Source organism: Roseateles sp., assembly GCF_044373315.1.
Classification (GTDB): domain Bacteria; phylum Pseudomonadota; class Gammaproteobacteria; order Burkholderiales; family Burkholderiaceae_C; genus JACDQM01.
Genome location: NZ_JBILQK010000025.1, coordinates 1 through 23,604 on the forward strand (window position 1 = coordinate 1; position 23,604 = coordinate 23,604).

General features: G+C 64.5%; 17 protein-coding genes and 1 pseudogene. 4 read left to right on the forward strand and 14 right to left on the reverse strand.

From position 1 onward, the window contains the following. Positions 1-159: 159 nt before the first annotated feature. The 3 genes from ACIQ67_RS08145 (at position 160) to ACIQ67_RS08155 (ending at position 2,095) form a co-directional block, all read left to right on the forward strand. Entirely contained in the window at positions 160-327 is a 168-nt protein-coding gene (locus ACIQ67_RS08145; protein WP_397533864.1) for a hypothetical protein, read from the forward strand. Between the two features lie 49 nt (positions 328-376). Beyond that, positions 377-1,018: a DsbA family oxidoreductase gene (locus tag ACIQ67_RS08150; protein WP_397533865.1), complete on the forward strand. Its 642-nt coding sequence runs from the start codon at positions 377-379 to the stop codon at positions 1,016-1,018. Between the two features lie 78 nt (positions 1,019-1,096). After that, complete coding sequence (locus tag ACIQ67_RS08155) at positions 1,097-2,095, forward strand: recombination-associated protein RdgC (protein ID WP_397533866.1); 999 nt, start codon at positions 1,097-1,099, stop codon at positions 2,093-2,095. A 27-nt stretch (positions 2,096-2,122) separates the two neighbouring features. Here ACIQ67_RS08155 and ACIQ67_RS08160 read toward each other — a convergent pair whose 3' ends face one another. The 14 genes and pseudogenes from ACIQ67_RS08160 to rimP form a co-directional block, all read right to left on the reverse strand. Beyond that, positions 2,123-3,256, reverse strand: a complete 1,134-nt coding sequence (locus tag ACIQ67_RS08160; protein ID WP_397533867.1) for an aminotransferase class V-fold PLP-dependent enzyme — start codon at positions 3,254-3,256, stop codon at positions 2,123-2,125. 51 nt (positions 3,257-3,307) lie between these two features. Beyond that, on the reverse strand, positions 3,308-3,892 hold the full coding sequence (locus ACIQ67_RS08165) for a methylated-DNA--[protein]-cysteine S-methyltransferase (protein WP_397533868.1): 585 nt from the start codon (positions 3,890-3,892) through the stop codon (positions 3,308-3,310). A 15-nt stretch (positions 3,893-3,907) separates the two neighbouring features. Next, positions 3,908-4,912: a tRNA dihydrouridine(20/20a) synthase DusA gene (dusA, locus tag ACIQ67_RS08170; protein WP_397533897.1), complete on the reverse strand. Its 1,005-nt coding sequence runs from the start codon at positions 4,910-4,912 to the stop codon at positions 3,908-3,910. 127 nt (positions 4,913-5,039) lie between these two features. After that, complete coding sequence (locus ACIQ67_RS08175; RefSeq protein ID WP_397533869.1) at positions 5,040-6,710, reverse strand: methyl-accepting chemotaxis protein; 1,671 nt, start codon at positions 6,708-6,710, stop codon at positions 5,040-5,042. A gap of 217 nt (positions 6,711-6,927) precedes the next feature. Further along, the gene (locus ACIQ67_RS08180) at positions 6,928-9,666 is read right to left on the reverse strand and encodes a putative bifunctional diguanylate cyclase/phosphodiesterase (RefSeq protein WP_397533898.1); all 2,739 of its coding nucleotides are present in this window, start codon (positions 9,664-9,666) and stop codon (positions 6,928-6,930) included. 494 nt (positions 9,667-10,160) lie between these two features. Next, on the reverse strand, positions 10,161-11,837 hold the full coding sequence (locus ACIQ67_RS08185) for a formate--tetrahydrofolate ligase (protein WP_397533870.1): 1,677 nt from the start codon (positions 11,835-11,837) through the stop codon (positions 10,161-10,163). Positions 11,838-11,932: 95 nt separating this feature from the next. Next, positions 11,933-13,051, reverse strand: a complete 1,119-nt coding sequence (locus tag ACIQ67_RS08190) for an enoyl-CoA hydratase/isomerase family protein (RefSeq protein ID WP_397533871.1) — start codon at positions 13,049-13,051, stop codon at positions 11,933-11,935. Positions 13,052-13,081: 30 nt separating this feature from the next. Further along, positions 13,082-13,996, reverse strand: coding sequence for a DMT family transporter (locus ACIQ67_RS08195; protein WP_397533872.1), 915 nt, complete (start codon positions 13,994-13,996; stop codon positions 13,082-13,084). Between the two features lie 115 nt (positions 13,997-14,111). Further along, positions 14,112-15,938, reverse strand: coding sequence for a translational GTPase TypA (typA, locus tag ACIQ67_RS08200; protein ID WP_397533873.1), 1,827 nt, complete (start codon positions 15,936-15,938; stop codon positions 14,112-14,114). A 22-nt stretch (positions 15,939-15,960) separates the two neighbouring features. Continuing rightward, positions 15,961-16,896: a tRNA pseudouridine(55) synthase TruB gene (gene truB / locus ACIQ67_RS08205; protein ID WP_397533899.1), complete on the reverse strand. Its 936-nt coding sequence runs from the start codon at positions 16,894-16,896 to the stop codon at positions 15,961-15,963. Positions 16,897-16,907: 11 nt separating this feature from the next. Further along, positions 16,908-17,291, reverse strand: coding sequence for a 30S ribosome-binding factor RbfA (gene rbfA / locus ACIQ67_RS08210; protein WP_397533874.1), 384 nt, complete (start codon positions 17,289-17,291; stop codon positions 16,908-16,910). 70 nt (positions 17,292-17,361) lie between these two features. Next, entirely contained in the window at positions 17,362-20,364 is a 3,003-nt protein-coding gene (infB, locus tag ACIQ67_RS08215; RefSeq protein ID WP_397533875.1) for a translation initiation factor IF-2, read from the reverse strand. 54 nt (positions 20,365-20,418) lie between these two features. After that, complete coding sequence (nusA, locus tag ACIQ67_RS08220) at positions 20,419-21,897, reverse strand: transcription termination factor NusA (RefSeq protein ID WP_397533876.1); 1,479 nt, start codon at positions 21,895-21,897, stop codon at positions 20,419-20,421. 143 nt (positions 21,898-22,040) lie between these two features. After that, positions 22,041-22,511: pseudogene (rimP, locus tag ACIQ67_RS08225) on the reverse strand (ribosome maturation factor RimP); the annotation flags it as partial. 241 nt (positions 22,512-22,752) lie between these two features. Between rimP and fabI the strand changes: the two are divergent. Further along, positions 22,753-23,538, forward strand: a complete 786-nt coding sequence (gene fabI / locus ACIQ67_RS08230; RefSeq protein ID WP_397533877.1) for an enoyl-ACP reductase FabI — start codon at positions 22,753-22,755, stop codon at positions 23,536-23,538. Positions 23,539-23,604 lie beyond the last annotated feature (66 nt).

Consider the following 23,604-nt stretch of genomic DNA (forward strand, 5'->3'; position numbering starts at 1 on the left):
GATGCTCACCGCGGTGCTCCAGCACCATGCGTACGGCACGCTCGCGCACCTCAGGCGAAAACTTCGGGGACTTCTTCATGGCTCCATTCTCCAGAATCGGAGCCTCCTCGAAACCCGGGGCGATTCATAGCCCTTTGGTGGCAATTCTTCGAAGACACGGTGCGACATGGGCTGACGGCGGTCACCGACATCCTGCCCAGCCATTTCCATGAAGCCATGGTCAAGGAGCTGGCCGAGCGGGCCGGGCGCCTCGCCACCTATTGCCACCACCGAGAGCTTCAGCCCGGGCTGGACTGGCTGTCAGGCCAGGGGCTTCGCACGGCTTGAATGCCCTGGGCCTGCACAAGGCGCGGAGAGGCCGGCTACAGTCCCCTCCATGAAGATTGATTTCGTCTCCGACGTCTCCTGCCCCTGGTGCGCCATCGGGCTCAAGTCCCTTGAACAGGCGCTCAGCCACCTGCCCGAGTTGCAGGTCGAGCTGAACTTCCAGCCCTTCGAGCTGAACCCGCAGATGGTGCCCGAAGGCCAGGAGATCAATGAGCACCTGGCGCAGAAGTACGGAGCAGGGCCCGAGCAACTGGCCAACACGCGCGAAGCCATCCGCCAGCGTGGCGAGGCGCTGGGCTTCACCTTCACGATGGGCGCGCGGAGCCGCATCTACAACACCTTCGACGCGCATCGCCTGCTGCACTGGGCGCACACTCTGGGCGGCAGCTTGCAGCGTGATCTGAAGCTGGCGCTGTTCACTGCCTATTTCACCGAGGGGCGCAATCCTGGCGCACATGAGGTGCTTCTGGCTTCGGCTGAATCCGTCGGGCTGGATCGCAGCGCAGCCGAGGCCGTGCTGGCCAGTGACGCCTTTACCGCCGAGGTGCGCGAGGCCGAAGCTTTCTATCAATCGCAAGGCATCAGCTCGGTGCCAGCGGTCATCATCAACGACCGTCATCTGATCTCCGGCGGGCAGCCGCCCGAGGTGTTCGAGCAGGCCCTGCGCCAGATCGCCGCCACGCCGGCCTGAGCGACAATCTCTCCAACAGCGCCGCCCCGCATTCCGGGGCGGTCTTTTCTTTTGTTGGTGACACCGCACGCATTCGAGATGTTCAAGAACCTGACGATTTACCGCGTGGGTCCGGGCTGGCAGCCCACCCAGGACGAAGTTGAAGCCGCTCTGGCCAAAGGGCAATTCCTGACCTGTGGCGCCACCGAGGCGCTGTCGCTAGGCTGGGTGCCGCCACGCGGGATCGAACACGCGCCGCTGATCGAGGTGATCGACGGCCATCTGCATCTGCGCCTGCAGATCGAGCAGCGCGTGCTGCCAGGCTCCGTGGTCAAGGAGCGGGTAGATGAGATCGCCGCGCAGATCGAAGAACAGACCGGCCGCAAGCCGGGCAAGAAGGCGCTGAAGGACCTTAAGGAACAAGCCACGCACGAGCTGCTGCCGCTGTGCTTCAAGAAGCGCAGCAGCATCCGCATCTGGATCGCGCCGGCCGAGCGCCTGCTGATGATCGACGCGTCAAGCTCCTCGCGCGCCGAGGAAGTGGTGAGCCTGCTTATCAAGACCCTGGATGGCCTGGCCCTGCATCTGGTGCAGAGCGCCGAGACGCCGGCTGCCTGCATGGCGGCCTGGCTGATGGACGGCGTACCACCGGCCGGCTTCACCATCGACCGCGAGTGCGAGCTCAAGAGCGAGGACGAGATGAAGTCGGTGGTGCGCTATGCCCGCCACGCGCTGGACATCGACGAGGTGCGCCAGCACCTCACCAGCGGCAAGCGCCCCACCCGCCTGGCGATGACCTACCAGGACCGCGTCTCCTTCCTGCTGACCGACACGCTGCAGTTGAAGAAGATCAGTTTCCTGGATGTGGTCTTCGAAGGCCGTGACAAGGGCGACAAGGACGAGGCCTTCGACGCGGATGCAGCAATCGCCACTGGCGAACTGAGCCAGCTGATCCCGGCGCTGATCGAGGGCCTGGGCGGCGAGCACGACTTCCTGGGCTCAATGCCGGTGTCGGAACTGGTGGCGCCAGACAAGGATGTGCTGAATCTTGACCAGCCTGCCACACAAGCCGGCGCCGAACCGGCACCCTGGGAATAAGCGCCGCGCCGCGGCGCCTGGCCGGTCTCAGCCCGCCAGAATCTTGCGCAGCGCCCGCTCCAGCGTGGCCACGCTGCGCTGCGGGTTGCGCAGCTTGTCTAGGCCGAACAGGCCGATGCGGAAGGTCCTGAACTCCGGGCCCTCGTCGCACTGCAGCGGCACGCCGGCGGCGGTCTGCAGACCTTCGGCGAGGAAGGCCTTGCCGGTGTGCAGACCAGCGTCATGGGTGTAGCTGACGACAACACCCGGCGCCTCGAAGCCCGGCGCGGCGACACTGGGCAGGCCCAGCCCCACCAGCAGCGAGCGCACCTGGCGGCCTAGCTCCAGCTGCTCGGCGCGCAGTTTTTCAAAGCCGTAGTCACGCGTCTCCAGCATCGCATCGCGGCAGGCCGCCAGTGCGTCGGTCGGCATGGTGGCGTGATAGGCATGACCACCCGCTTCATAGGCAGCCATGATCTGCTGCCACTTCTTCAGGTCCATAGCGAAGCTGCTGGACGTAGTCTCCTGAAGCCGCGCATGGGCGCGCTCGCTGAGCATCACGAAGGCGCAGCAGGGCGAACCGCTCCAGCCCTTTTGCGGCGCACTGATCAGCACGTCGACGCCGGTGGCCGCCATGTCCACCCACATCGCACCCGAGGCGATGCAGTCCAGCACGAACAGTCCGCCGACCTCATGCACCGCATCACTCACAGCACGCAGATAGCTGTCGGGCAGCATCAGGCCGGCCGCAGTTTCCACATGCGGCGCGAACACCACGGCCGGACGCTCGGCGCGGATCGTGGCCACCACCTCGTCCACAGGCGCGGGCGCGAACGGCGCCTGCACACCCGGATCGGTTTGGCGGGCTTTGAGAACGGTGTGGGCTGCTGGGATGCCGCCCATCTCGAAGATCTGCGTCCAGCGGTAGCTGAACCAGCCGTTGCGGATCACCAGCACCTGCTGCCCGGCCGCGAACTGGCGTGCCACCGACTCCATGCCGAAGCTGCCGCTCCCGGGCACGACGATGGCCGTGTGCGCTCGGTAGACGCTCTTCAGCGTGGCCGACAGTTCGCGCATCACGCCCTGGAAGCGCTGCGACATATGGTTCAGCGCGCGATCGGTGAACACGACCGAGTATTCGAGCAAGCCATCGGGATCGATGGTGGGCAGCAGGCCGGGCATGGCATTCCTCTCGCTGGGATTTGATCAGCGGGCCAGCTTAGCACCGGCGCATCAGTCGAACAGAGATTGCTGCACCGCCGTGGCCTGGCCGGCCGCACGCGCCTCGATCAGCTGCAGGCGCTGCTTGGTATGCAGTCCGCCATGCGCCGAGAAACCCACGCCCTGCCCGGCCGCGCCGGTGACGCGGTGGCAGGGCACGATAGGCGCGAAGGGGTTGCCCGCCTCGGCGCGGCCTACCGCTCGCGCGGCACCTGGCTGACCCAGTGCGCGGGCGATATCGCCGTAGCTGCGCGTCTGCCCGACGGGGATCTGGCGCGTCAGCGCCAGCACGCAGCGATTGAAGGTGGGCAGCGCCGTCTCGTCCAGCGGCACGGCCAGCAGCTCGCGGTGGTCCGCGCTCTCGCCAGCCAGCAGGCGCTGTATGCCCTGCACCGCCTGCTGCACAAAGGGAGGCGGCATCAGCTTCTCTTGTGCCGTCGAAAAGCGCTGGCGCATGCGGTCGCGCGTGGCCCGTGCGTTCTCCTCGGGCAGTTGCGCACCGACGATGCCCTCGCTGCTCCACACCAAGGCGCAGCGGCCCAGTGCAGTGTCGAAGCACAGCAGGCCCAGCAGCGGCAATGGCGCTGTGTTGCTCATGGCAGGCGCTGGAGCTCAGTCCGCCGAAACGGCCGGGGCATGCACGGCCGCATGGTGAGCCTGATGCTCGGCCACATGCGCGGCGATGCCGCTGCGCGCGCTGCTGGCCATTGCCGCCACCTCAGCCGGCAGCAGCTCCTTGAGCTTGTGGTCGGACCAGACCTGGCGCCAGCGTCGCGCGCCGGCCTCGCCGTTCCATAGGCCCAGCGCATGTCGCATCGCCTGAGACCAGGGCCGACCCTTTTCGACCTGCGCCTGCAGATAGCGCAGCCATTCGGCTTCCACCTGCTCGCGGCTGCTGGCCGGGCCGGCAGCGCCGAAGAAGCGTTGATCCCAGTCGGCCATCTGCCAAGGCTCGTGGTAGGCCTGGCGGCCCACCATCACGCCATCCACATGCTGCAGCTGTTCGGCGATCTCATCGTCGCTCTTGAGGCCGCCGTTGATGACGAGGGTCAGGTGCGGAAACTCGCGCTTGAGCCGGTGCACCAGCTCGTAGCGCAGTGGCGGAATCTCGCGGTTGTCCTTGGGCGACAGGCCCTGCAGCCAGGCATTGCGCGCATGGACGATGAACACCTCGCAGCCGGCCTCGGCAATCGTGCCAACGAAGTCACGTACGAACTCGTAGCTTTCGACCTTGTCGATGCCGATACGGTGCTTGATCGTGACGGGTATGCTGACGGCGTCCTTCATCGCCTTCATACCTTCGGCCACCAGCTTGGGCTCTGCCATCAGGCAGGCGCCAAAGGCGCCGCGCTGCACCCGCTCGCTGGGGCAGCCGCAGTTCAGGTTGACTTCGTCATAGCCCCAGCGCTCGGCCAGCTTGGCACAGGCGGCAAGATCGGCCGGCTCGCTGCCGCCCAGCTGCAGCGCCACCGGATGCTCTTCGGTGTTGAAGTCCAGATGGCGGCCCTGGTCGCCATGCAGCAGCGCGCCGGTGGTGACCATCTCGGTATAGAGGCGGGTGCGGCGGCTCAGCAGGCGATGAAAGAAACGGCAATGCCGGTCGGTCCAGTCGAGCATGGGCGCGACCGACAGGCGCCAGGGATTGAAGGGGGTTTGCACCCGCTCGATTATCCCAGAGGCGATCAACGCGACCCCAAACTCGGTGAGACCGCCCGGATAGCCAGGGCCGTAAGGTGCTCGCGGCTCAGCCCAGTTTGAAGACGGCCACGGCCTCGACCAGCTTGCCCGCCTGCAGCTTCAGGCTTTCGGCGGCCGCCGCACTTTCTTCAACCAGGGCGGCATTCTGTTGGGTGGATTGATCCATCTGTGTCACCGCATCACCGACCTGGCTGACCCCCGCACTCTGCTGATGGCTGGCACTGCTGATCTCGCCCATGATGTCGGTCACACGGCGGATGGCGTTGACAATCTCGCCCATCGTGGAACCTGCCTGATCCACCAGCGAGGTGCCGCGCTCGACGCGGCTGACGCTATCGTTGATCAGGTTCTTGATTTCCTTCGCGGCCTCGGCGCTACGTTGCGCCAGGCTGCGCACCTCGCTGGCCACCACGGCAAAGCCGCGCCCCTGTTCGCCGGCTCTTGCGGCCTCAACCGCGGCATTGAGCGCCAGGATATTGGTCTGGAACGCAATGCCATCGATCACGCTGATGATGTCGGCGATGCGGCGCGAGCTGTCGTTGATGCCCTTCATGGTGTCCACGACCTGGGCCACCACCTCGCCGCCATGCAATGCCACCTGACTGGCATTGAGTGCCAAGTGGTTGGCTTGCTGAGCGTTGTCAGCGTTCTGCCGCACCGTCGAGCCCAGACGTTCCATGGAAGCGGCCGTCTCCTGCAACGAGTTGGCTTGCTGCTCGGTGCGCACGCTCAGGTCGTTGTTACCCATCGCGATTTCGGCGCTGGCATTGGCCACGCCGTCTGCCCCGGTGCGCACCGCAGCAACGGCCCTCGAGAAGCGCTCCAGCATCCGCTCAAGCACGCCCATGACGCTGCCTGCATCCTTGCTGCGGTTTTCAATCCTCGGAGCCAGATCGCCTGCGGCCACCGCCTCAACAACCGCCACGACCTCATGCGGCTCAGCACCAAGCCGGCGTGCTATCCATGCCTGTGCGTACCCCAGCGAGCCCAGCGCTGAACCCAGCAAGGCCACCGCAAGAAGCAAGGTGAGCAAGTACCAGCGGTCCTTGGCCGCCGCTGCCTGCTGCACCGCAAGCTCGGTGCGCTGATCCAGCATGCGCAGGAACTCATCCACCGGCTTCATGATATTTGACTTGTACGCGTGATAAGTCTTGTCGTGCATCATGGCCTGGGCTTTGAGGAGATCGGGCTCGCCCTTCTTGGTGAATCCGCCCTGGCCGTCTTCGTAGAGGCCTTTGACGAGATTCATGGCCACGGTCTCGGTCTTGACCAGACCATCCGAGTTAGCAGCGGCCTCCTTGAGCTTGGCAAACTCGGCCTCGGTGAAGCCCGCCTGTTTCATGCTCTCCAGCAAGGGCTCGGCCCTGCCCTTGCCAGAGCCCGCCGGGGGCACCACGCCAGCCGCACGGAAGTCCCAATAGATCTTTTCATAGCCGTCCGGACGGGGTTTCTTGCCGTTGCGGATGTCAAGGACCTCGAAGTACTGCTGCTCCCACATGGGGTCACCCGTCATCACATAGGTGCGGGCCAGTCGGGTCAGGTCGTCCGAGCTCTGGCGCAACTCATCAGCCAAGCTGGCGGACACGTAGCGCGCCTGCTGCGCCTGTGTGAGCGCATCGGCAGCAACACCCACGCGCCACAAGGAAAACACCAGCAAGGCGTTGATCAAACCGGTGATGACCAGTGCGGTCAGAAAAAGCTGCTTGATGGATTTCATCAGAAGACTCCCTGCTCGGACGAAGCAACATGCGGCACGCGGCCCCTAGAACGCAGCCACTTGAAGGACTTCGGCACTCTAGGCCATAACTTTAGACGCTAGCACCAAGGTCATTCGACCGCGTTCGTCCTGACTGGAACAGCGTCGTGGGTCTTTCAATCACTCGTCGACTGACCGGCTGCGGGGCAGGAAGCACGCCTGCGTAAGCAGCCGACGCCTAAGCGCAAGCCGCCTGGACCAGACGCTCAAAGGCCTCTGCCGGCACCGGCTTGCCGAACAGATAGCCCTGGAAGCCTTCGCAGCCCTGCTCGGCCAGAAAATTGCGCTGGCCTTCGGTCTCGACGCCTTCGGCAATCACACTCAGGCCAAGGCTGTGTCCCAGCGCCAACACAGTGCGGGCGATGGAGGCATCGTTGGCATCGGTCAGCACGTCGCGTACGAAGGAACGGTCGATCTTCAGCTCGTCCAGCGGCAGGCGCTTCAGATAGGCCAGCGAGGAGTAGCCGGTGCCAAAGTCGTCCAGCGAGAAGCCCACCCCCAGGGCACGCAGCTCGTGCATGCGCGCGATGGTGGCTTCGACGTCTTCCAGCAAGAGGTTCTCCGTCAGCTCAAGCTTGAGCAAGGCCGGGTTCGCGCCGCTCTGGGCCAGCGCTGCCATCACGCTGGCCACAAAGTCGCTGTGCCGGAACTGGCGCGGGCTGACGTGGACCGCCAGGGTGAGTCCGCGTGTGGCCGCATGTCCCGACAAGGCCACCAGCTGGCGGCAGGCCGTCTGCAATACCCACAGACCGAGCGGTTTGATAAGACCGCTCTCCTCCGCTACGGGAATGAAGTCAGCGGGCGAGACCAGTCCATGGCCTGGCCGCGTCCAGCGCACCAAGGCTTCAGCGCCGACGATGCGGCCATCCGCAAGCACCTGGGGCTGGTAATGCAGCACAAATTCGCCCTGCTGCAAGGCACGGCGCAGATCCAGTTCCAGCGCCGCGCGCGCCTGCACGATGGATTGCATTTCCGGATCGTAGAAACACAAGCCGTTGCGACCGGCCGACTTGGCGCGATACATGGCCAGGTCGGCGCGCTTGAGCAGTTCGTCATAACTGTCCGCGACGCCGACGAACAGCGTCACCCCGATGCTGGCGGTGATGGCGTGCTCCACCCCGTTCAGCGTGAACACGGGCTCCAGTGCGGCGAGTACCTTGTCGCCCACCACCTTGGCTTCCGCGGCAGCGCGCGAGGATTCCTCGTTCAATTCTTCGAGCAGCACGACGAATTCATCGCCGCCCAGCCGGGCCACCGTATCACCGGCCCGCACGCATAGCGTCAGGCGGCCCGCCACCTGCTGCAGCAACTGGTCGCCAATCTCGTGGCCACGCGTGTCGTTGAGGATCTTGAAGTGATCCAGGTCGATGAAGAGCAGCGCCCCATGGCGCTGGCTGCGCGCACTGACGGCCATCGCCTGCTGGGCGCGATCTTGCAGAAGTTTGCGATTGGGCAGCTGCGTCAGACCGTCATAAAAGGCCAGGCGGTTGATCTCGGCCTGCGCCTGCATTCGCTGGCTGATGTCGCGCGTGACGCCCATCATCACCAGCTCGCCAGCGGCGTTATGCACATAGTGCGTCACCGATTCGGTCCAGACCCGCTGTCCGTCCTGACGGATCAACTCCAGCACATCGATGTAGCGACGCGGCTCATCAGGGCGCTCGCGCTGCTTCTGGGCGCGCGCCCGGCCATTTGCATCGAAACGCTCAAAGGTCTGCGCCTCCATCACCGCCTTCAGCGATGCGCTGAGGAGAAACTCGGGCGTGTGACCCAGTAGCGTCTGGGCCGAGGGGCTGAGGTATTCCAGCGCGCCGCGGTCCATATTGAGCACCCACAGCACGTCCGACATATTGTCGGCCAGCAGTTGATAGCGCGACTGGCTGCTGCGCGCGTCGATCTCGGCCCGCAGGCGCCGGCGACTTTGCATGGCCAGGGCCAGGGTCAGCGCGGACAGGGCCCCGAGTGCCACCACGGCACCGATCACATAGCCGCGGTACTGCCCCCACAGGCTGGGCGGCCGATGCAGATAGACCGTGTCGGCCGGCAGGCGGCTCCAGTCCCCACCCCAGCGCTCGATCTGCCGCCAGTCGAACATGGACACGGGGTTGGAGGTCTGCACCGTGAATCCAGCGCTGTCAGCGGACGCGGCGGCCAGCAAGGCCAGCACGGATTGCGCCATCGAGCGCCCCTCGTCCTCCAGCACCGACACCATGCCGCCGATCGGCCCTTGACCCATCGAGCCGGCATAGACCGGGAACACCGGGGCCTTGGCGGTCTTGGCAACTCGCACGATGCTGTCCACCGGCACCATGACCTGGCCGCGGCCGTCCCGATTCACACCCGGCGCGATGACCACGGCATCGGCAGGGGCCTGCGCCAGTTCCTGTTCGATTTCCTCGAATGCCTTGCCATCGAGAAACCTGAACTCCAGGCTCTCCATCCAGGGCTGGAACTGGCGTCGGGCATCCTGCAGGCGCTCCTGCTCGACGGTGCTGCTGCCGGACAGCACATAGACGATGCGTGTGCGCGGAAACAATTCCAGCGCGCGCTCCAGCGTACCGGCGAAAGCCAGCCTGGGCGTCTGCAAATGGAAGCTGCGCCCGCTGGCGGCTGCATCCTTGGGCAGACGCGCCTGCGCCACCAGCGCCGGCGCCTCAGGTGCGAGCCTGCTGCCCTCCTTGAGCAAGAATTCCAAGGCCACCGGCTGCATCGTCACGATGGCGCGCAGCGGCTTGTCGCTGTACTTGTGCAGCAGCAACTCGCTGAGTTCGTGCCGGTAGGACTCGCCCGGGTTCTTCACCAGATCCAGGTACTCGATATGGATGCGGTTGAAGCGCACGCCGTTCTCGCGCAGCACCTCATAGAAGCCCTTGACATAGCTATCGATACCCGCCTGCCCGAAGCCGGTTGACAGCATCACCAGCACGCCCGGCGCCTCAGCGGCCCGGGGGGGCAGCGTTGACTGGGCCGAGCTCAGGGAAACCCAAACCAAACAGACGCACAAAGTCAGCCCGCGAAAACACCGAGATCCGAACATCTGGACAGCTTTCTCTCGGAACAGCGTGCGACGGGCAGCTTGCCCGCACAGGGGGGTCAAGCCGGCTGCTTGCCTGTGGCAGCGGAGCGCGGCTTAAGCCGCTTCATTGTGCAACGGCGCTTGAGCGCCCACGCGGCTGAAGAGGCGGGGTTAACACCGCTTAACAGCCGACTGAAGCAATGATTGAGGGCCGCTGTGCCTATCGCGCTGAGCACTGCCCGGAAGGTTCGGGGTGCCGCTGGGCCCCGTGGCTGCGGAGCCGGAATTGGCAGCCACTTGAAGGTATGCGCCAGCGGACAGGCCAGCGCAGAGCCGGCTGGTCTGAGCGCGCATCCAGCGTGCTGGTCGTGCCTTGCAGCACTGCCCACTGCAGATCAGAACAGCCCGCTGATCCGCCCTTGCTCATCGACATCGATACGCTCGGCGGCCGGCCGCTTGGGCAGGCCGGGCATGGTCATGATGTCGCCGCAGATCGCCACCACGAACTCGGCACCCGCGGCCAGGCGAACCTCGCGCACGCGCAGCACATGCCCCTCGACGGCACCGCGTGCCTTGGGGTCGGCGCTGAAGCTGTAGGGCGTCTTGGCGATGCACACCGGCAGATGGCCCCAACCCGCCGCCTGCCACTCGTGCAGCAGCGCCAGCGCGGCGGGCTCGAAGGCCACGTCCGCGGCGCGGTAGATCTTCTGCGCCACGCTGCGGATCTTGTCGACCAGCGGCAGCTCATCGGGATAAAGCAGCGTCGGTCGTGCCAGGCCGGATTCGCAGGCCCGCATCACCGCATGGGCCAGCTCGGTGGCGCCAGCGCCGCCGTCGGCCCAATGTGTGGCCAACACGCAGGGCAGGCTGTCATGCTCGCAATGACGCGCGATCAGCTCGATCTCCTCAGCGCTGTCGGCTGCGAAGCGGTTGATCGCCACCACCACCGGAAGGCCCAGGTGCTGGCGCAGGTTCTGCGCATGGCGCTGCAGATTGGCCAGGCCTCGCTCCAGGCTTCCCAATCCGCCGGCATGGGCCTGGCCCGCATCGTCGCCGCCGTGGTAGCGCAGCGCACGCACGGTGGCCACCAGCACCGCGCAGCCCGGCTTCAGTCCGGTCTTGCGGCATTTGATGTCGACGAACTTCTCGGCCCCCAGATCGGCGCCGAAACCCGCCTCGGTGACCACGTAGTCGGCCAGCTTCAGGGCGGCGCGCGTGGCGATCGCCGAATTGCAGCCATGTGCGATATTGGCAAAGGGTCCGCCGTGCACCAAGGCCGGCGTGCCGTCCAGGGTCTGCACAAGATTGGGCGCCAGCGCGTCGCGCAGCAGCGCTGCCATCGCACCCTCGGCCTGCAAGTCGTGCGCCGTGACCGGGCGCTTGTCCAGCGTGTAGCCGACGATGATGCGCGCCAGCCTGGCTTTTAGATCCATCAGGTCGCTGGCCAGGCACAGGATGGCCATCACCTCGGAGGCCACCACGATGTCAAAGCCATCTTCGCGCGGGAAGCCGTTCGCCGGCCCGCCGAGGCCGACCGTAATGTGGCGAAGCGCACGGTCGTTCATGTCGACCACCCGCTTCCAGACGATGCGGCGCAGGTCCAAGCCCAGCGCATTGCCATGGTGGATGTGGTTGTCGATCAAGGCCGCCAGCAGGTTGTGCGCCAACGCAATGGCGTGGAAGTCGCCGGTGAAGTGCAGATTGATATCTTCCATCGGCACGACCTGGGCCCGTCCACCACCAGCGGCGCCGCCCTTCATGCCGAAGCTGGGGCCGAGCGACGGCTCACGCAGGCAGATCACAGCCTTCTTGCCGATGCGTTGCAGCGCATCGCCCAGGCCGACGGTGGTGGTGGTCTTGCCCTCGCCTGGCGGCGTGGGGCTGATCGCCGTCACCAGCACCAAATGGCCATCGGGTCGCTCGCGCAGGCTCGCAATATGGCTGAGCGAGAGCTTGGCCTTGTAGTGGCCGTAGGGGACCAGGCTTTCAGCAGGCAGGCCCAGCTGCTCTTGTGCGAACGGGATGATGGGCTGCAGCACCGCAGCCTGGGCAATCTCGATGTCGGTAGGCATCTGCTGTTCCCCTGGATCAGGACAAGGCAATCAACGAAAAACGCGGCAGGCCCCGGTGGGGGCGCTGCCGCGATTATGGGCGGGGCCGGGTCTTGTCAGGCCAGTGCGCGCAGCGGATGTTGGTCAGCCGGCCAGGGGCTGGCGAAGAAGGCCTGCACCATCGCAGGCGTTACATCCTCGATGCGTGCCGGGTTCCAGCTCGGCGCATGGTCCTTGTCCACGGCCAGGGCGCGGATGCCCTCGACCGTTTCGCTCGCTGCTCCCGGACGCAGGTGGAAGCAGCGGTGCACCATGTCGCGCTCCATGCGCAGGTCATCCGCCAGACTCATCGAACGGGCGCGGCGCAGCTGTTCCAGCGTTACAGCCATCATCAGCGGTGAGCGCTGGCTGAGCATCTTGTACGTGTGGCGCGACCATTCATCATCGGCGGCGGCAAGCGAGGCCATGATCTCGGCCACGCTGTGCTTGGCAAAATGGGCGTCGATGCGGCTGCGCAATTCCAGATGATCGGGCGACGGTGCCAGTTCGGCGCGCTCCATCACCTCGGCCACGACATGCTCGGCGTTCGGCTGTTGGCCATGGCGGAAGGCCTCGATGATGGCCGGCAGTTCCTTGCTGGGCACGAACACATCGCCCAGGCCCAGCTCGATGGCATCGCCTGCGGCGATGACCTGGCCAGTCAGCGCCAGCCATTCGCCAACACGTCCCGGGCACTGCGACAGGAACCAGCCGCCGCCCACATCCGGGAACAGGCCGATATTGGTCTCGGGCATGGCGAGCTTGGAATGCTCGGTCAGTACGCGCAGCTTGGCGCCCTGGCTGATGCCCATGCCTCCCCCCATCACCACGCCGTCCATCAAGGCGATATAGGGCTTGGGGTAGCTGTGGATCAGGTGGTTGAGCGCGTATTCCTCGGTGAAGAAGTCCTCCAGCGCGGTGTCATTGGCCAGCGCCGCCTGGTGGAAGAAGCGGATGTCGCCACCGGCACAGAAGGCGGCCGGCTTGCCTTCACGGCCGGCACCGAGCAGCACCACGGCCTGGATCGCGGGCGTCGCGGCCCAGTGCTTCAGCAACGCGGTGATGTCGCGGATCATGGCCAGCGACAAGGCGTTCAGCGCATTGGCGCGGTTCAGCGTGATCAGGCCCAGGCAGCCGTTGACTTCAGCCAGGATCTGGCCCTCGGATTGCAGCGCGGGAATCAATGCGGCGGACATGCCAACTCCAGTTTCGTTCTTGCTCTGTTTTCAGCGGGTCGGCGCGGCCGCGCGGCGGCCTCCCATACCCAGCAACTCATTGCCCAACAAGGCGAGGATCACCATAGCACCGCCCACGAGCGTCGCGGTAGACGGGGCTTCCCCAGCACCAAGCCAGGCCCACAGCACACCGAAGACGACTTCGAGCAGGCCCAGCAGTGCGATCTCGGGTGCCGCCAGCACGCGGGTCAGAGACACGGCGAGCAGACAGGGCAAGGCCAGTTGAAACACGCCCAGGCCCGCCAGCAGCGAGATGTCGTGCAATGAGGCTTGAAGTGGCCAGGCCAAGGGCAAGGTGAGCGCTGCGGAGATCAAGGCGCCCAGCAGCACGGCGGGCAGCATGTCGTCGCCCGCGCCCTCCTCGGCCGCAGCGGCTTGCGCCTTGGCGTGGCTGTGTTGCAGCAAAGTCCAGTTGGTTGCGGCCGCCAGCGGCACGCCGAGCGCAACGGCCATGCCCGCCAAGCCGCTCAAGCCGGCCTGCATCTCATGGCCGAACATCCACGCGATGCCGGCGCTGCCCAGCAGGATGGCAGCCCAGGTGCGCGCCGGCAGCCGGTGCTGCAGAAACAGGCGCGCGAACAGCGCAGTCAGCAGCGGGCCGAGCGACATGGTGACCAACACATTCGCGACGCTGGTCAGCGTCAGTGCCAGCATGAAGGCGGTGAACATCACCGCCCAGCACAGGCCCGAAATCCACACATCGCGTCCGGCACGCAAGAGTTGAGCCCATAGCCCACGGCCGCGGATCAGCGACAGCGCCACCACCAGACCCAGCGCATTGAAGGCGCTGCGCCAGAACGTGACTTCAAACCCGCGCGCCGCCTCCAGGTGCCGCGACACCACGCCCGCCGTGCTCCACAGCAGCGTGACCACGATCATCAGAAGAACGGCTCTGCGATGACTCATCGATGGAAGAGCGCCCCCAGGAGGGGACGCGGGCGTCATTCAAACTGGAGCCCCCTCTCGGAGGGGGTTAGGGGGAGCCCAAGTCTGGCGCGCTGCGTGCGGCGCCAGGCGGCGTTCAGCCGCCGCGCGCCGCGCGCTTGCGATCGTGCTCGGACAGATGGCGCTTGCGCAGACGCACGCTCTTGGGCGTGATTTCGACCAGTTCGTCGTCGTCGATGAAGTCCACGCCGTATTCCAGCGTCAGCTCGATCGGCGGGGTGATCTTGATCGCATCTTCCTTGCCCGAGACGCGGAAGTTGGTCAGCTGCTTGGTACGGGTGGCGTTAACGACCAGATCGTTGTCGCGGCTGTGGATGCCGACGATCATGCCTTCATAGACCGGGTCATTCGGCTTGACGAACATGCGGCCGCGATCGTCCAGCTTGCCCAGTGCGTAGGTGAAGATTTCGCCGTCGTCCATCGAGATCAACACGCCGTTCTTGCGGCCGCCGATTTCGCCCTTGTGGGCTTCGTAGCCGTCGAAGATCGACGAGATCAGGCCGGAACCACGGGTCAGGTTCATGAACTCGTTCGAGAAACCGATCAGGCCGCGAGCCGGGATGCGGTATTCCAGGCGCACACGGCCGTGGCCGTCCGGCTCCATATTGATCATCTCGCCCTTGCGCAGGCCCAGCGCCTGCATCACGCCGCCCTGGTGCAATTCTTCGACGTCGGCGGTCACCAGTTCCATCGGCTCGTGCTTGTCGCCGCCCACGTCCTTGAACATCACGCGCGGCTTGGACACGGCCAGCTCATAACCTTCACGGCGCATGTTTTCCAGCAGGATGGTCAGGTGCAGTTCGCCGCGGCCGCAGACTTCGAAGATGCCGTCTTCGTCGGTTTCCTTCACGCGCAGCGCGACGTTGTGCTGCAGTTCTTTCTGCAGGCGGTCCCAGATCTGACGGCTGGTGACGTACTTGCCTTCGCGGCCGGCCAGCGGGCTGGTGTTGACGCAGAAGTTCATCGTCAGTGTCGGCTCGTCGACCTTCAGCATCGGCAGCGGTGCCGGGTTCAGGGGGTCGGTCACGGTCACGCCGATACCGATGTCTTCAATGCCGTTGATCAGCACGATCTCGCCGGGGCCGGCGTCGGTGACCTGCACGCGGTCCAGCCCGTGGAACGTCAGCACCTGGTTGATGCGGCCGTTGACAGCCTTGCCGTCCGGGCCTTCCATCACGGCCACCTGCATGCCGGGCTTGATGGTGCCCTGGCTGATGCGGCCCACGCCGATGCGGCCGACGAAGGTGGAGAAGTCCAGCGCCGAGATCTGCAGCTGCAGCGGCGCGGCAGGGTCACCCGACTGGGCTGGCACATGCTTGAGCACGGTATTGAATAGGGCCGACATATCGGGGCCCCACTGCTCGCCCGGCGCGCCTTCTTCCAGCGAGGTCCACCCGTTGATGCCCGAGGCGTACACGACCGGGAAATCCAGCTGCTCATCGGTGGCGCCCAGCTTGTCGAACAGGTCGAAGGCGGCGTTGATGACGGCATCAGGCTTTGCGCCTGGCTTGTCGACCTTGTTGACCACGACGATGGGCTTCAGGCCCAGGGCCAGCGCCTTCTTGGTGACGAAGCGGGTCTGGGGCATCGGGCCTTCCTGCGCGTCGATCAGCAGCACCACGCCGTCGACCATCGACAGTGCGCGCTCCACCTCACCGCCGAAGTCCGCGTGTCCGGGGGTGTCGACGATATTGATGTGCGTGCCTTCCCAGGACACCGCGCAGTTCTTGGCCAGGATGGTGATGCCGCGCTCGCGTTCGATGGCGTTGTTGTCCATCACGGTGTCGACGATCTTCTCGTGGTCGGCGAAGGTGCCGCTCTGGCGCAGCAGCTGGTCCACCATGGTGGTTTTGCCGTGGTCGACGTGGGCAATGATTGCGATGTTGCGGATCTGGGTAGTCATACGACGCTTTCTAAAAATCTGTTCAGGCAGCTTGCAGGCCTTGCACTTCCTGCGGGCTCAGTAATCGATCGGCGATCAGCTCGCCGTTGGTGACGTGCGCACTGCCCAGCAGGGCGCGGTCGGGGCCGTAAACCCGGACCTGCGGCGCATCGGCGGACTTTACGCGGCGGCGCAGTCCCGTGAGGAAACGCGCCGCTTCGTCGGCCGGCAGGCTCAGCGCCGGCCAGTCCGCCAGCAGGCTGTCAGGTGGGCGCAGCATGGCCTCGCGCTCAGCCTCGGTCATTGCAGCCAACGCGTCCAGGCTGATGGCGTCGTCCACACTCAGGGGGCCACTGGCTGTGCGGCGCAAGCCCGACAAGTGGGCGCCACAGCCCAAACGCTCGCCGATGTCCTCGGCCAGCGTGCGGATGTAGGTGCCCTTCGAGCAGCGCACCGCAATGCGCAGCTTCTCATGCTGCCAGTCGAGGATGTCAATCGAGTGAATCGTGACACGGCGCGGCTTGCGCTCGATTTCAACACCTTCGCGGGCGTACTCATAGAGCGCCCTGCCCTCATGCTTGAGTGCAGAGTGCATGGGCGGGACTTGCTCGATCTCGCCGAGAAACTGCGCGCAAGCGGCCTCGATCATCGAGCGGTCAACGGCCACGGCACGTGTCTGCAGCACATCGCCCTCGGCATCGCCGGTGCTGGTGCGCTCGCCCAGCCGCAGCGTGGCCTCGTAGACCTTGTCAGCGTCCAGGCTGACCTGGCTGAACTTGGTGGCCGCGCCGAAGCACAGCGGCAGCAGTCCGGTGGCGAGCGGATCCAGCGTGCCGGTGTGGCCCGCCTTCTCGGCACGCAGCAGCCACTTGGCTTTCTGCAATGCGTTGTTGCTGGACAGGCCCAGCGGCTTGTCCAGCAGCAGCACGCCGTGCAAAGCACGGCGCACTTGCTTGACACGCTGGGGCTTGGCTTCCATCACGGTGTGACTCAGTCCTCGCGGCTCTCGTCGTCGTCCAATGCCCGGCTGGCATTGGCCTTGGAGATCAGCGCGCTCATCTCGGCCGCGCGCTCGATGCTGCGGTCGAAGTGGAAATGCAATGTCGGCACGGTATGGATCTGCAGGCGCTTGAACAGGCCATTGCGCAGGAAGCCGGCAGCCTCGTTCAGCGCTTCGGCGGTCTCGGCGGGATCACCCACCAGCACCGAGAAGAACACTTTGGCATGGGCGTAGTCCGGCGTGACCTCGACGGCATTCACCGTGGCCATGCCGATGCGTGGATCCTTGAGTTCGCGGATCAACTCCGACAGATCGCGCTGAATCTGATCGGCGACGCGGAAACCGCGGTTGGGGATGGCTCTTTTGTGACGCATGGACTGCTCCTAAACACAAACCCCGCCACTCGTCGGAGGGCGGGGTTGCTGGTTGAGGCCAACTCCGCTGTTACAGCGTTCGGGCGACTTCCTTGATCTCGAAGAACTCCAGCTGATCACCTTCCTTGATGTCGTTGTAGTTCTTGAGCTTGATACCGCACTCGAAGCCTTCCTTGACTTCCTTGACGTCGTCCTTCTCGCGGCGCACCGAGTCGACTTCGCCGGTGTAGATGACGATGTTCTCGCGCAGCAAGCGGAACTTGGCGCCACGACGGACCAGGCCGGAAGTGACCATCGAACCGGCGACGGTACCGATCTTGGAAGCGACAAAGACCACGCGGATCTCGGCCGTGCCCAGCGCCTCTTCGCGCTGCTCGGGAGCCAGCATGCCGCCCATCGCCGACTTCACCTCATCGACGGCGTCGTAGATGATGTTGTAGTAGCGCAGGTCAACGCCATTGCCCTCGGCCAGCTTACGCGCATTGGCGTCAGCCCGGGTGTTGAAGCCGATGATGATGGCCTTGGAGGCGATCGCCAGGTTGACGTCCGACTCGCTGATGCCACCCACGGCGGCGTGCACCACCTGCACCTTGACTTCAGGCGTAGAGAGCTTGAGCAGCGATGCGGCCAGCGCTTCCTGCGAACCCTGAACGTCGGCCTTGATGATCAGCGGCAGAGTCTGGACATCGCCCGAACCCATTTCGCTGAACATGTTCTCCAGCTTGGCAGCCTGTTGCTTGGCCAGCTTGACGTCGCGGTATTTGCCCGAACGGAAGGTGGCGATTTCACGGGCGCGGCGCTCGTCGGCCAGCACCATGAATTCATCACCGGCCTGCGGCACTTCGGTCAGACCCTGGATTTCCACCGGGATCGACGGGCCGGCTTCGGTGCAAGGCTTGCCGTCTTCGTCCAGCATGGCGCGAACGCGGCCATAGGTCGATCCGGCCAGCACCACATCGCCGCGCTTGAGCGTACCGCTCTGCACCAGGATGGTGGCCACCGGGCCGCGGCCCTTGTCCAGCTTGGCTTCGATCACCAGGCCCTTGGCCATGGAGTCCTTGGCCGCCTTCAGCTCCAGAACCTCAGCCTGCAGCAGCACCTGCTCAAGCAGTGCGTCGATGCCTTGGCCCGTCTTGGACGATACGCCCACGAACGGCGAATCACCACCAAACTCTTCAGGCACGACCTGCTCGCCGACCAGCTCGCTCTTGACGCGTTCGGCGTTGGAGTCAGGCTTGTCGATCTTGGTCATCGCCACCACGATGGGCACACCCGCCGCCTTGGCATGGTGGATCGCTTCCTTGGTCTGGGGCATCACGCCGTCGTCCGCCGCCACCACCAGGATGACGATGTCGGTGGCCTTGGCGCCACGAGCACGCATGGCCGTGAAGGCCGCGTGACCCGGGGTATCCAAGAAGGTGATCATGCCGCGCGGGGTATCGACGTGATACGCACCGATGTGCTGCGTAATGCCTCCGGCTTCACCGGCTGCCACGCGGGCACGGCGGATGTAGTCCAACAGCGAGGTCTTGCCGTGGTCGACGTGACCCATGACTGTGACCACCGGCGCGCGAGCCAGGAGCTCGTGCTCCTGCTCGGCTGCCACGCCTTCCTCTTCCAGGAAGGCATCAGGATCGTCCAGCTTGGCGGCAAAGGCCTTGTGGCCCATTTCCTCGACCACGATCATCGCGGTCTCCTGGTCCAATTGCTGGTTGATGGTGACCATCTGACCCAGCTTCATCAACTGCTTGATGACCTCGGACGCCTTGACCGACATCTTGTGTGCCAGATCCGCAACCGAGATGGTCTCGGGCACGTGCACTTCCTGAACCACGGGCTCAGAAGGCGCCACGAAGTTGGAGGGAGCACCGCCACGATCATTGCGATCACCACGACGGCCGCCGGCACCACCCTTCGGAGCACGCCAGCCCGCAGGACGAGCGCCAGACGGCGCGGTCGCGCCAATGGTCTTCAGGCCCCGCTTCTTGGCGGCGTCATCGGCCCAGCTGGAAGACAACTTCTCGGACTTGACCGACTTCTTGTCACCCGGCTTGGCGCCGGCACCCGCTGCAGGCGTAGCTGCACCAGGGGTGCCCGGCTTCTTGTGGATGGTGCCCTTGATTTCCTTGGCAGGTTCAGCCGGCTTGGGCTCTTCCTTCTTGGCCACCATCACCTTCTTGGGCGCGTTCATCATCGCGCGAATGGCAGCAGCTTCGGCCTCGGCGGCCTTACGGCGACGCTCGAGATCGACTTGCTTTTGCTTCTCTTCGGCGCCAACGTCCACCGCCTTGATCACCCGCAGCGCAGGCTTGGGCGGTTCAACAGGTGCAGGTGCAGGTGCAGGCACCGGGGCAGGAGCCGGGGCGGGCGCTGGCTCGACTGCAGCTGCTGGAGCGGCGGCTGCGGGTGCCACTGGAGCAGATTTACCCTTGCTCATCGCCTTGTTGATGGCGGCTGCAGCATCAGCAGCAGCGTCTTTGGCGTTGGCCTTCGCGGCCGCAGCGGCCTTCTTCGCAGCCTCTGCATCAGCCACGGCCTTGGCGGCAGCTTCTTCGGCTGCACGGGCTTCGGCAGCAGCTTTCTCCTGCCGACGCAGCTCTTCAGCTTCACGGGCAGCGCGCTCGGCGGCCTCGCGCTCACGCATGCGGGCTGCGAGCTCCTCTTCTTGGCGGCGCAGCGCCTCGGCTTGAGCCTGGGCCTCCTCTTCGCGGCGCTGCAGTTCGGCTTCCTCGGCAGCGGCTGCGCTGGCCTCGTCGACACCACCCGGCACATCGTCGCGCTTGACGAAGGTGCGCTTCTTGCGCACTTCAACCTGGATGGTGCGAGCCTTGCCGCTGGCGTCGGCCTGCTTGATCTCGCTGGTCGACTTGCGCGTCAGCGTGATCTTCTTGCGATCAGCGCCTGCGGTGCCATGCGAGGTACGCAGGTAATCAAGCAGACGCTCCTTGTCGGCTTCGTTGAGCGCGTCATCAGCAGACGCCTTCTTGACGCCCGCAGCTTGCAGCTGCTCAAGCAGCGTGCTCGCAGGCCTTTGAAGCTCTGCAGCGAACTGGGCGACGGTAGTCACAGCCATTGTGGAAATCCTTAACTTTTGCGTTCTATGCTGGTGCGGCCGGGCCTTCGAGCCTTAGGCGGTGAACCAATGTTCGCGAGCCTTCATGATCATGGTGCGGGCCTCAGCCTCGCCCATACCGGCCAGCTCAACGAGTTCGTCGACGGCCAGATCGGCCAGGTCGTCGCGTGTGTGGATATCGCCGTCGGCGAGCTTGGCGATCAGTTCAGGCGACATGCCTTCCAGATCACGCAGGTCTTGGGACACTTCCTCGACCTTCTCTTCCCGGGCAATTTCCATGGTCAGCAGCGCGTCCTTTGCACGGGTGCGCAACTCGTTGACCGTGTCCTCGTCGAAGGCCTCGATTTCCAGCATTTCCTGCATCGGCACATAGGCCACTTCTTCCAGGCTGGTGAACCCCTCGGCGATCAGGATATCGGCGACTTCGGCATCGACGTCGAGTTTCTCGACGAAGAGCTTTCGCACCGATTCCGATTCCTGCTCCTGCTTGGCGGCCGATTCTTCAGCCGACATGATGTTGATGCGCCAGCCTGTCAGCTCGGAAGCGAGCCGCACATTCTGCCCGCCACGGCCGATGGCGATGGCGAGATTTTCCTCGTCGACCACAACGTCCATGGCATGACGCTCTTCGTCGACCACGATGGACTGGACGTTGGCCGGCGCCAAGGCGCCGATCACGAACTGGGCCGGATCCTCCGACCACAGCACGATGTCCACACGCTCGCCGGCAAGCTCATTGGTCACGCCGTTGACGCGCGAGCCGCGCACTCCGACGCAGGTGCCGATCGGGTCAACGCGTTTGTCATGCGACAGCACGGCAATCTTGGCGCGGCTGCCCGAGTCGCGGGCGCAACTCTTGATCTCCAGCAGGCCTTGTTCAATCTCAGGAACTTCCTGAGCAAACAGTTCCTTCATGAACTCAGGGCTGGAGCGCGACAGCATGATCTGAGGACCACGCAAGGTCGGATCCACACCCAAGATCACGGCACGCACGCGGTCACCGGTGCGCAGGTTTTCCTTGGGGATCATCTCGCTGCGCTTGAGACGCGCTTCGATACGGCCGGACTCGGCAATGATGTCACCCTTGTCCAGGCGCTTGACCGTCCCGATGAAGACCTTTTCGCCGCGCGACAGGAAATCGTTCAGCAGCTGCTCGCGCTCGGCGTCACGGATCTTCTGCAGGATGACCTGCTTGGCCGCCTGGGCGCCGATGCGACCGATAGGCAGCGACTCGACCGGCTCTTCGATGTGGTCTTCCACTTCGATGTCGGCGATCTGCTCCTGAGCCTCGAACAAGAGAATCTCGGCGTCTGCGTTCTGCAGGCCGGCCTCGTTGGGCACCACGTGCCAACGACGGAAGGTTTCGTACTCACCGGAGTCACGATCGATGGTGACGCGGATGTCAACCTCACCGCCATAGAGCTTCTTGGTGGCCGAGGCCAGCGCCGCTTCCACCGCTCCGAAAACGACATCGCGCTCCACGCTCTTCTCGCGCGAAATCGCATCCACCAGCATCAACAGTTCGCGGTTCATTGATCGAGACCTCCGTCAACCTTGTCATCCTTGTCGGCCGCCGACTCCGCTTCCAGCGGTTGCCGGGCCTTGGCATTGCTCTGCTTTTTCTTCGCCTTAGCAGGCTTGCCAGCCTTTTCAGCGCCAGACTCCTCAGTCTTGGCACTACGCCCCTTGAAGCTGATCTGGGGCACCAACTTGGCATCCCGCACTTCTTCAAGGTTGAAATCCAGTGCTTGGTCTGTCTTTCCGTCATTGAAGACGACACGCCAGCCCTCACCCTCAGCCGACAGCAGTCCTCGGTACTTCTTGCGCCCCTGGAAGGCCACCCGGAGGGTCACTTCCACCTCGCTGCCAACAAAACGCTGGTAGTCGGCAAGCTTCTTCAGCGGGCGGTCAATACCCGGCGAAGACACCTCCAGCCGCTGGTAGTCGCAGTTCTCGACTTCGAGAACGTACTGCAGCTGACGCGTCACGCGCTCGCAGTCTTCCACTGTGATGAGCTCGCCAGCCAGCGCCTGCTCAGACAGCCTGTCGATGTACACGCGCAGCAATCCGCCGGCGCTGCGCTCGCAGTCCACCAGGTCGTAACCGAGCCCGGTCACGGTTTTCTCAACAGCGGCTTGCCAACTCATGCGTGAATATCTCTGGCTTTCTCAGGGCGAAACAATAAACCGATCAAGCAAAAAAAATGGGCTGGATGAATCCGCCCACCTTCGTCGCTATGCAACCGCCTCCGATGGAAGGAACTCCACGTCAGCTTCAGCCTCTCAGCGAAGCCGGGATTGTACTATGCAAGCACCATGCCCGCAAGCTTCCGCCTTGCCAGGCGCCCTGTCCATGCGAAAATCCATCATTCAATAACTAGGAGCAATTATGGGGTTTCTCGCCGGCAAGCGACTTCTGATCACGGGCGTGCTGTCCAACCGCTCGATCGCCTACGGCATTGCCCGCGCCTGCCATCGCGAAGGCGCTGAACTGGCGTTCAGCTATGTGGGCGAGCGCTTCAAGGAACGGATCACTGAGTTTGCAGCTGAATTCGACTCCAACCTTGTGTACGACTGCGATGTGGCTGATGACGCCCAGATCGAGGCACTCTTCAGCAAGCTCGGCGAAGTTTGGCCGGAGTTCGACGGTTTCGTACACTCCATCGGTTTTGCACCGCGCGAGGCAATCGCCGGGAATTTCCTCGACGGACTGACCCGCGAGAACTTCCGCATTGCGCACGACATCTCGGCCTACAGTTTTCCGGCCATGGCCAAGGCTGCTGCACCGCGTCTGCGCGCCGGCGCCTCCTTGCTGACCCTGTCCTACCTGGGCGCAGAGCGCTATGTCCCCAACTACAACACCATGGGTCTGGCCAAGGCTTCCCTCGAAGCCAGCGTGCGCTACCTGGCGTACAACTTGGGCGCCCGGAACGTGCGCGTGAACGGCATCTCAGCCGGCCCGATCAAGACGCTGGCAGCCTCAGGCATCAAGGATTTCGGCAAGCTGCTGACACACTTTGCGGCGAATACACCGATTCGCCGCAACATCACGATCGACGATGTTGGCAACGCTGCAGCATTCCTGCTATCTGATCTTGCGGCCGGTGTGAGCGCCGAGATCATGTACGTGGACGGTGGCTTCAGTCACGTCGCACTGACCGACGAAGAAGCCTGATTCAACAGGCACCTTCACAAAACAGAAACGGGGCTTGAAGCCCCGTTTCTCATTTGGAGGCCGCAA

Excerpts from the sequence above, each read along its gene's own strand:
- ACIQ67_RS08150 (WP_397533865.1), top strand. The coding sequence starts at position 377 with ATGAAGATTGATTTCGTCTCCGACGTCTCCTGCCCCTGGTGCGCCATC.
- ACIQ67_RS08155 (WP_397533866.1), top strand. The coding sequence starts at position 1,097 with ATGTTCAAGAACCTGACGATTTACCGCGTGGGTCCGGGCTGGCAGCCC.
- ACIQ67_RS08160 (WP_397533867.1), bottom strand. The coding sequence starts at position 3,256 with ATGCCCGGCCTGCTGCCCACCATCGATCCCGATGGCTTGCTCGAATAC.
- ACIQ67_RS08165 (WP_397533868.1), bottom strand. The coding sequence starts at position 3,892 with ATGAGCAACACAGCGCCATTGCCGCTGCTGGGCCTGCTGTGCTTCGAC.
- dusA (WP_397533897.1), bottom strand. The coding sequence starts at position 4,912 with ATGCTCGACTGGACCGACCGGCATTGCCGTTTCTTTCATCGCCTGCTG.
- ACIQ67_RS08175 (WP_397533869.1), bottom strand. The coding sequence starts at position 6,710 with ATGAAATCCATCAAGCAGCTTTTTCTGACCGCACTGGTCATCACCGGT.
- ACIQ67_RS08180 (WP_397533898.1), bottom strand. The coding sequence starts at position 9,666 with ATGCTGTCAACCGGCTTCGGGCAGGCGGGTATCGATAGCTATGTCAAG.
- ACIQ67_RS08185 (WP_397533870.1), bottom strand. The coding sequence starts at position 11,837 with ATGCCTACCGACATCGAGATTGCCCAGGCTGCGGTGCTGCAGCCCATC.
- ACIQ67_RS08190 (WP_397533871.1), bottom strand. The coding sequence starts at position 13,051 with ATGTCCGCCGCATTGATTCCCGCGCTGCAATCCGAGGGCCAGATCCTG.
- ACIQ67_RS08195 (WP_397533872.1), bottom strand. The coding sequence starts at position 13,996 with ATGAGTCATCGCAGAGCCGTTCTTCTGATGATCGTGGTCACGCTGCTG.
- typA (WP_397533873.1), bottom strand. The coding sequence starts at position 15,938 with ATGACTACCCAGATCCGCAACATCGCAATCATTGCCCACGTCGACCAC.
- truB (WP_397533899.1), bottom strand. The coding sequence starts at position 16,896 with ATGGAAGCCAAGCCCCAGCGTGTCAAGCAAGTGCGCCGTGCTTTGCAC.
- rbfA (WP_397533874.1), bottom strand. The coding sequence starts at position 17,291 with ATGCGTCACAAAAGAGCCATCCCCAACCGCGGTTTCCGCGTCGCCGAT.
- infB (WP_397533875.1), bottom strand. The coding sequence starts at position 20,364 with ATGGCTGTGACTACCGTCGCCCAGTTCGCTGCAGAGCTTCAAAGGCCT.
- nusA (WP_397533876.1), bottom strand. The coding sequence starts at position 21,897 with ATGAACCGCGAACTGTTGATGCTGGTGGATGCGATTTCGCGCGAGAAG.
- fabI (WP_397533877.1), top strand. The coding sequence starts at position 22,753 with ATGGGGTTTCTCGCCGGCAAGCGACTTCTGATCACGGGCGTGCTGTCC.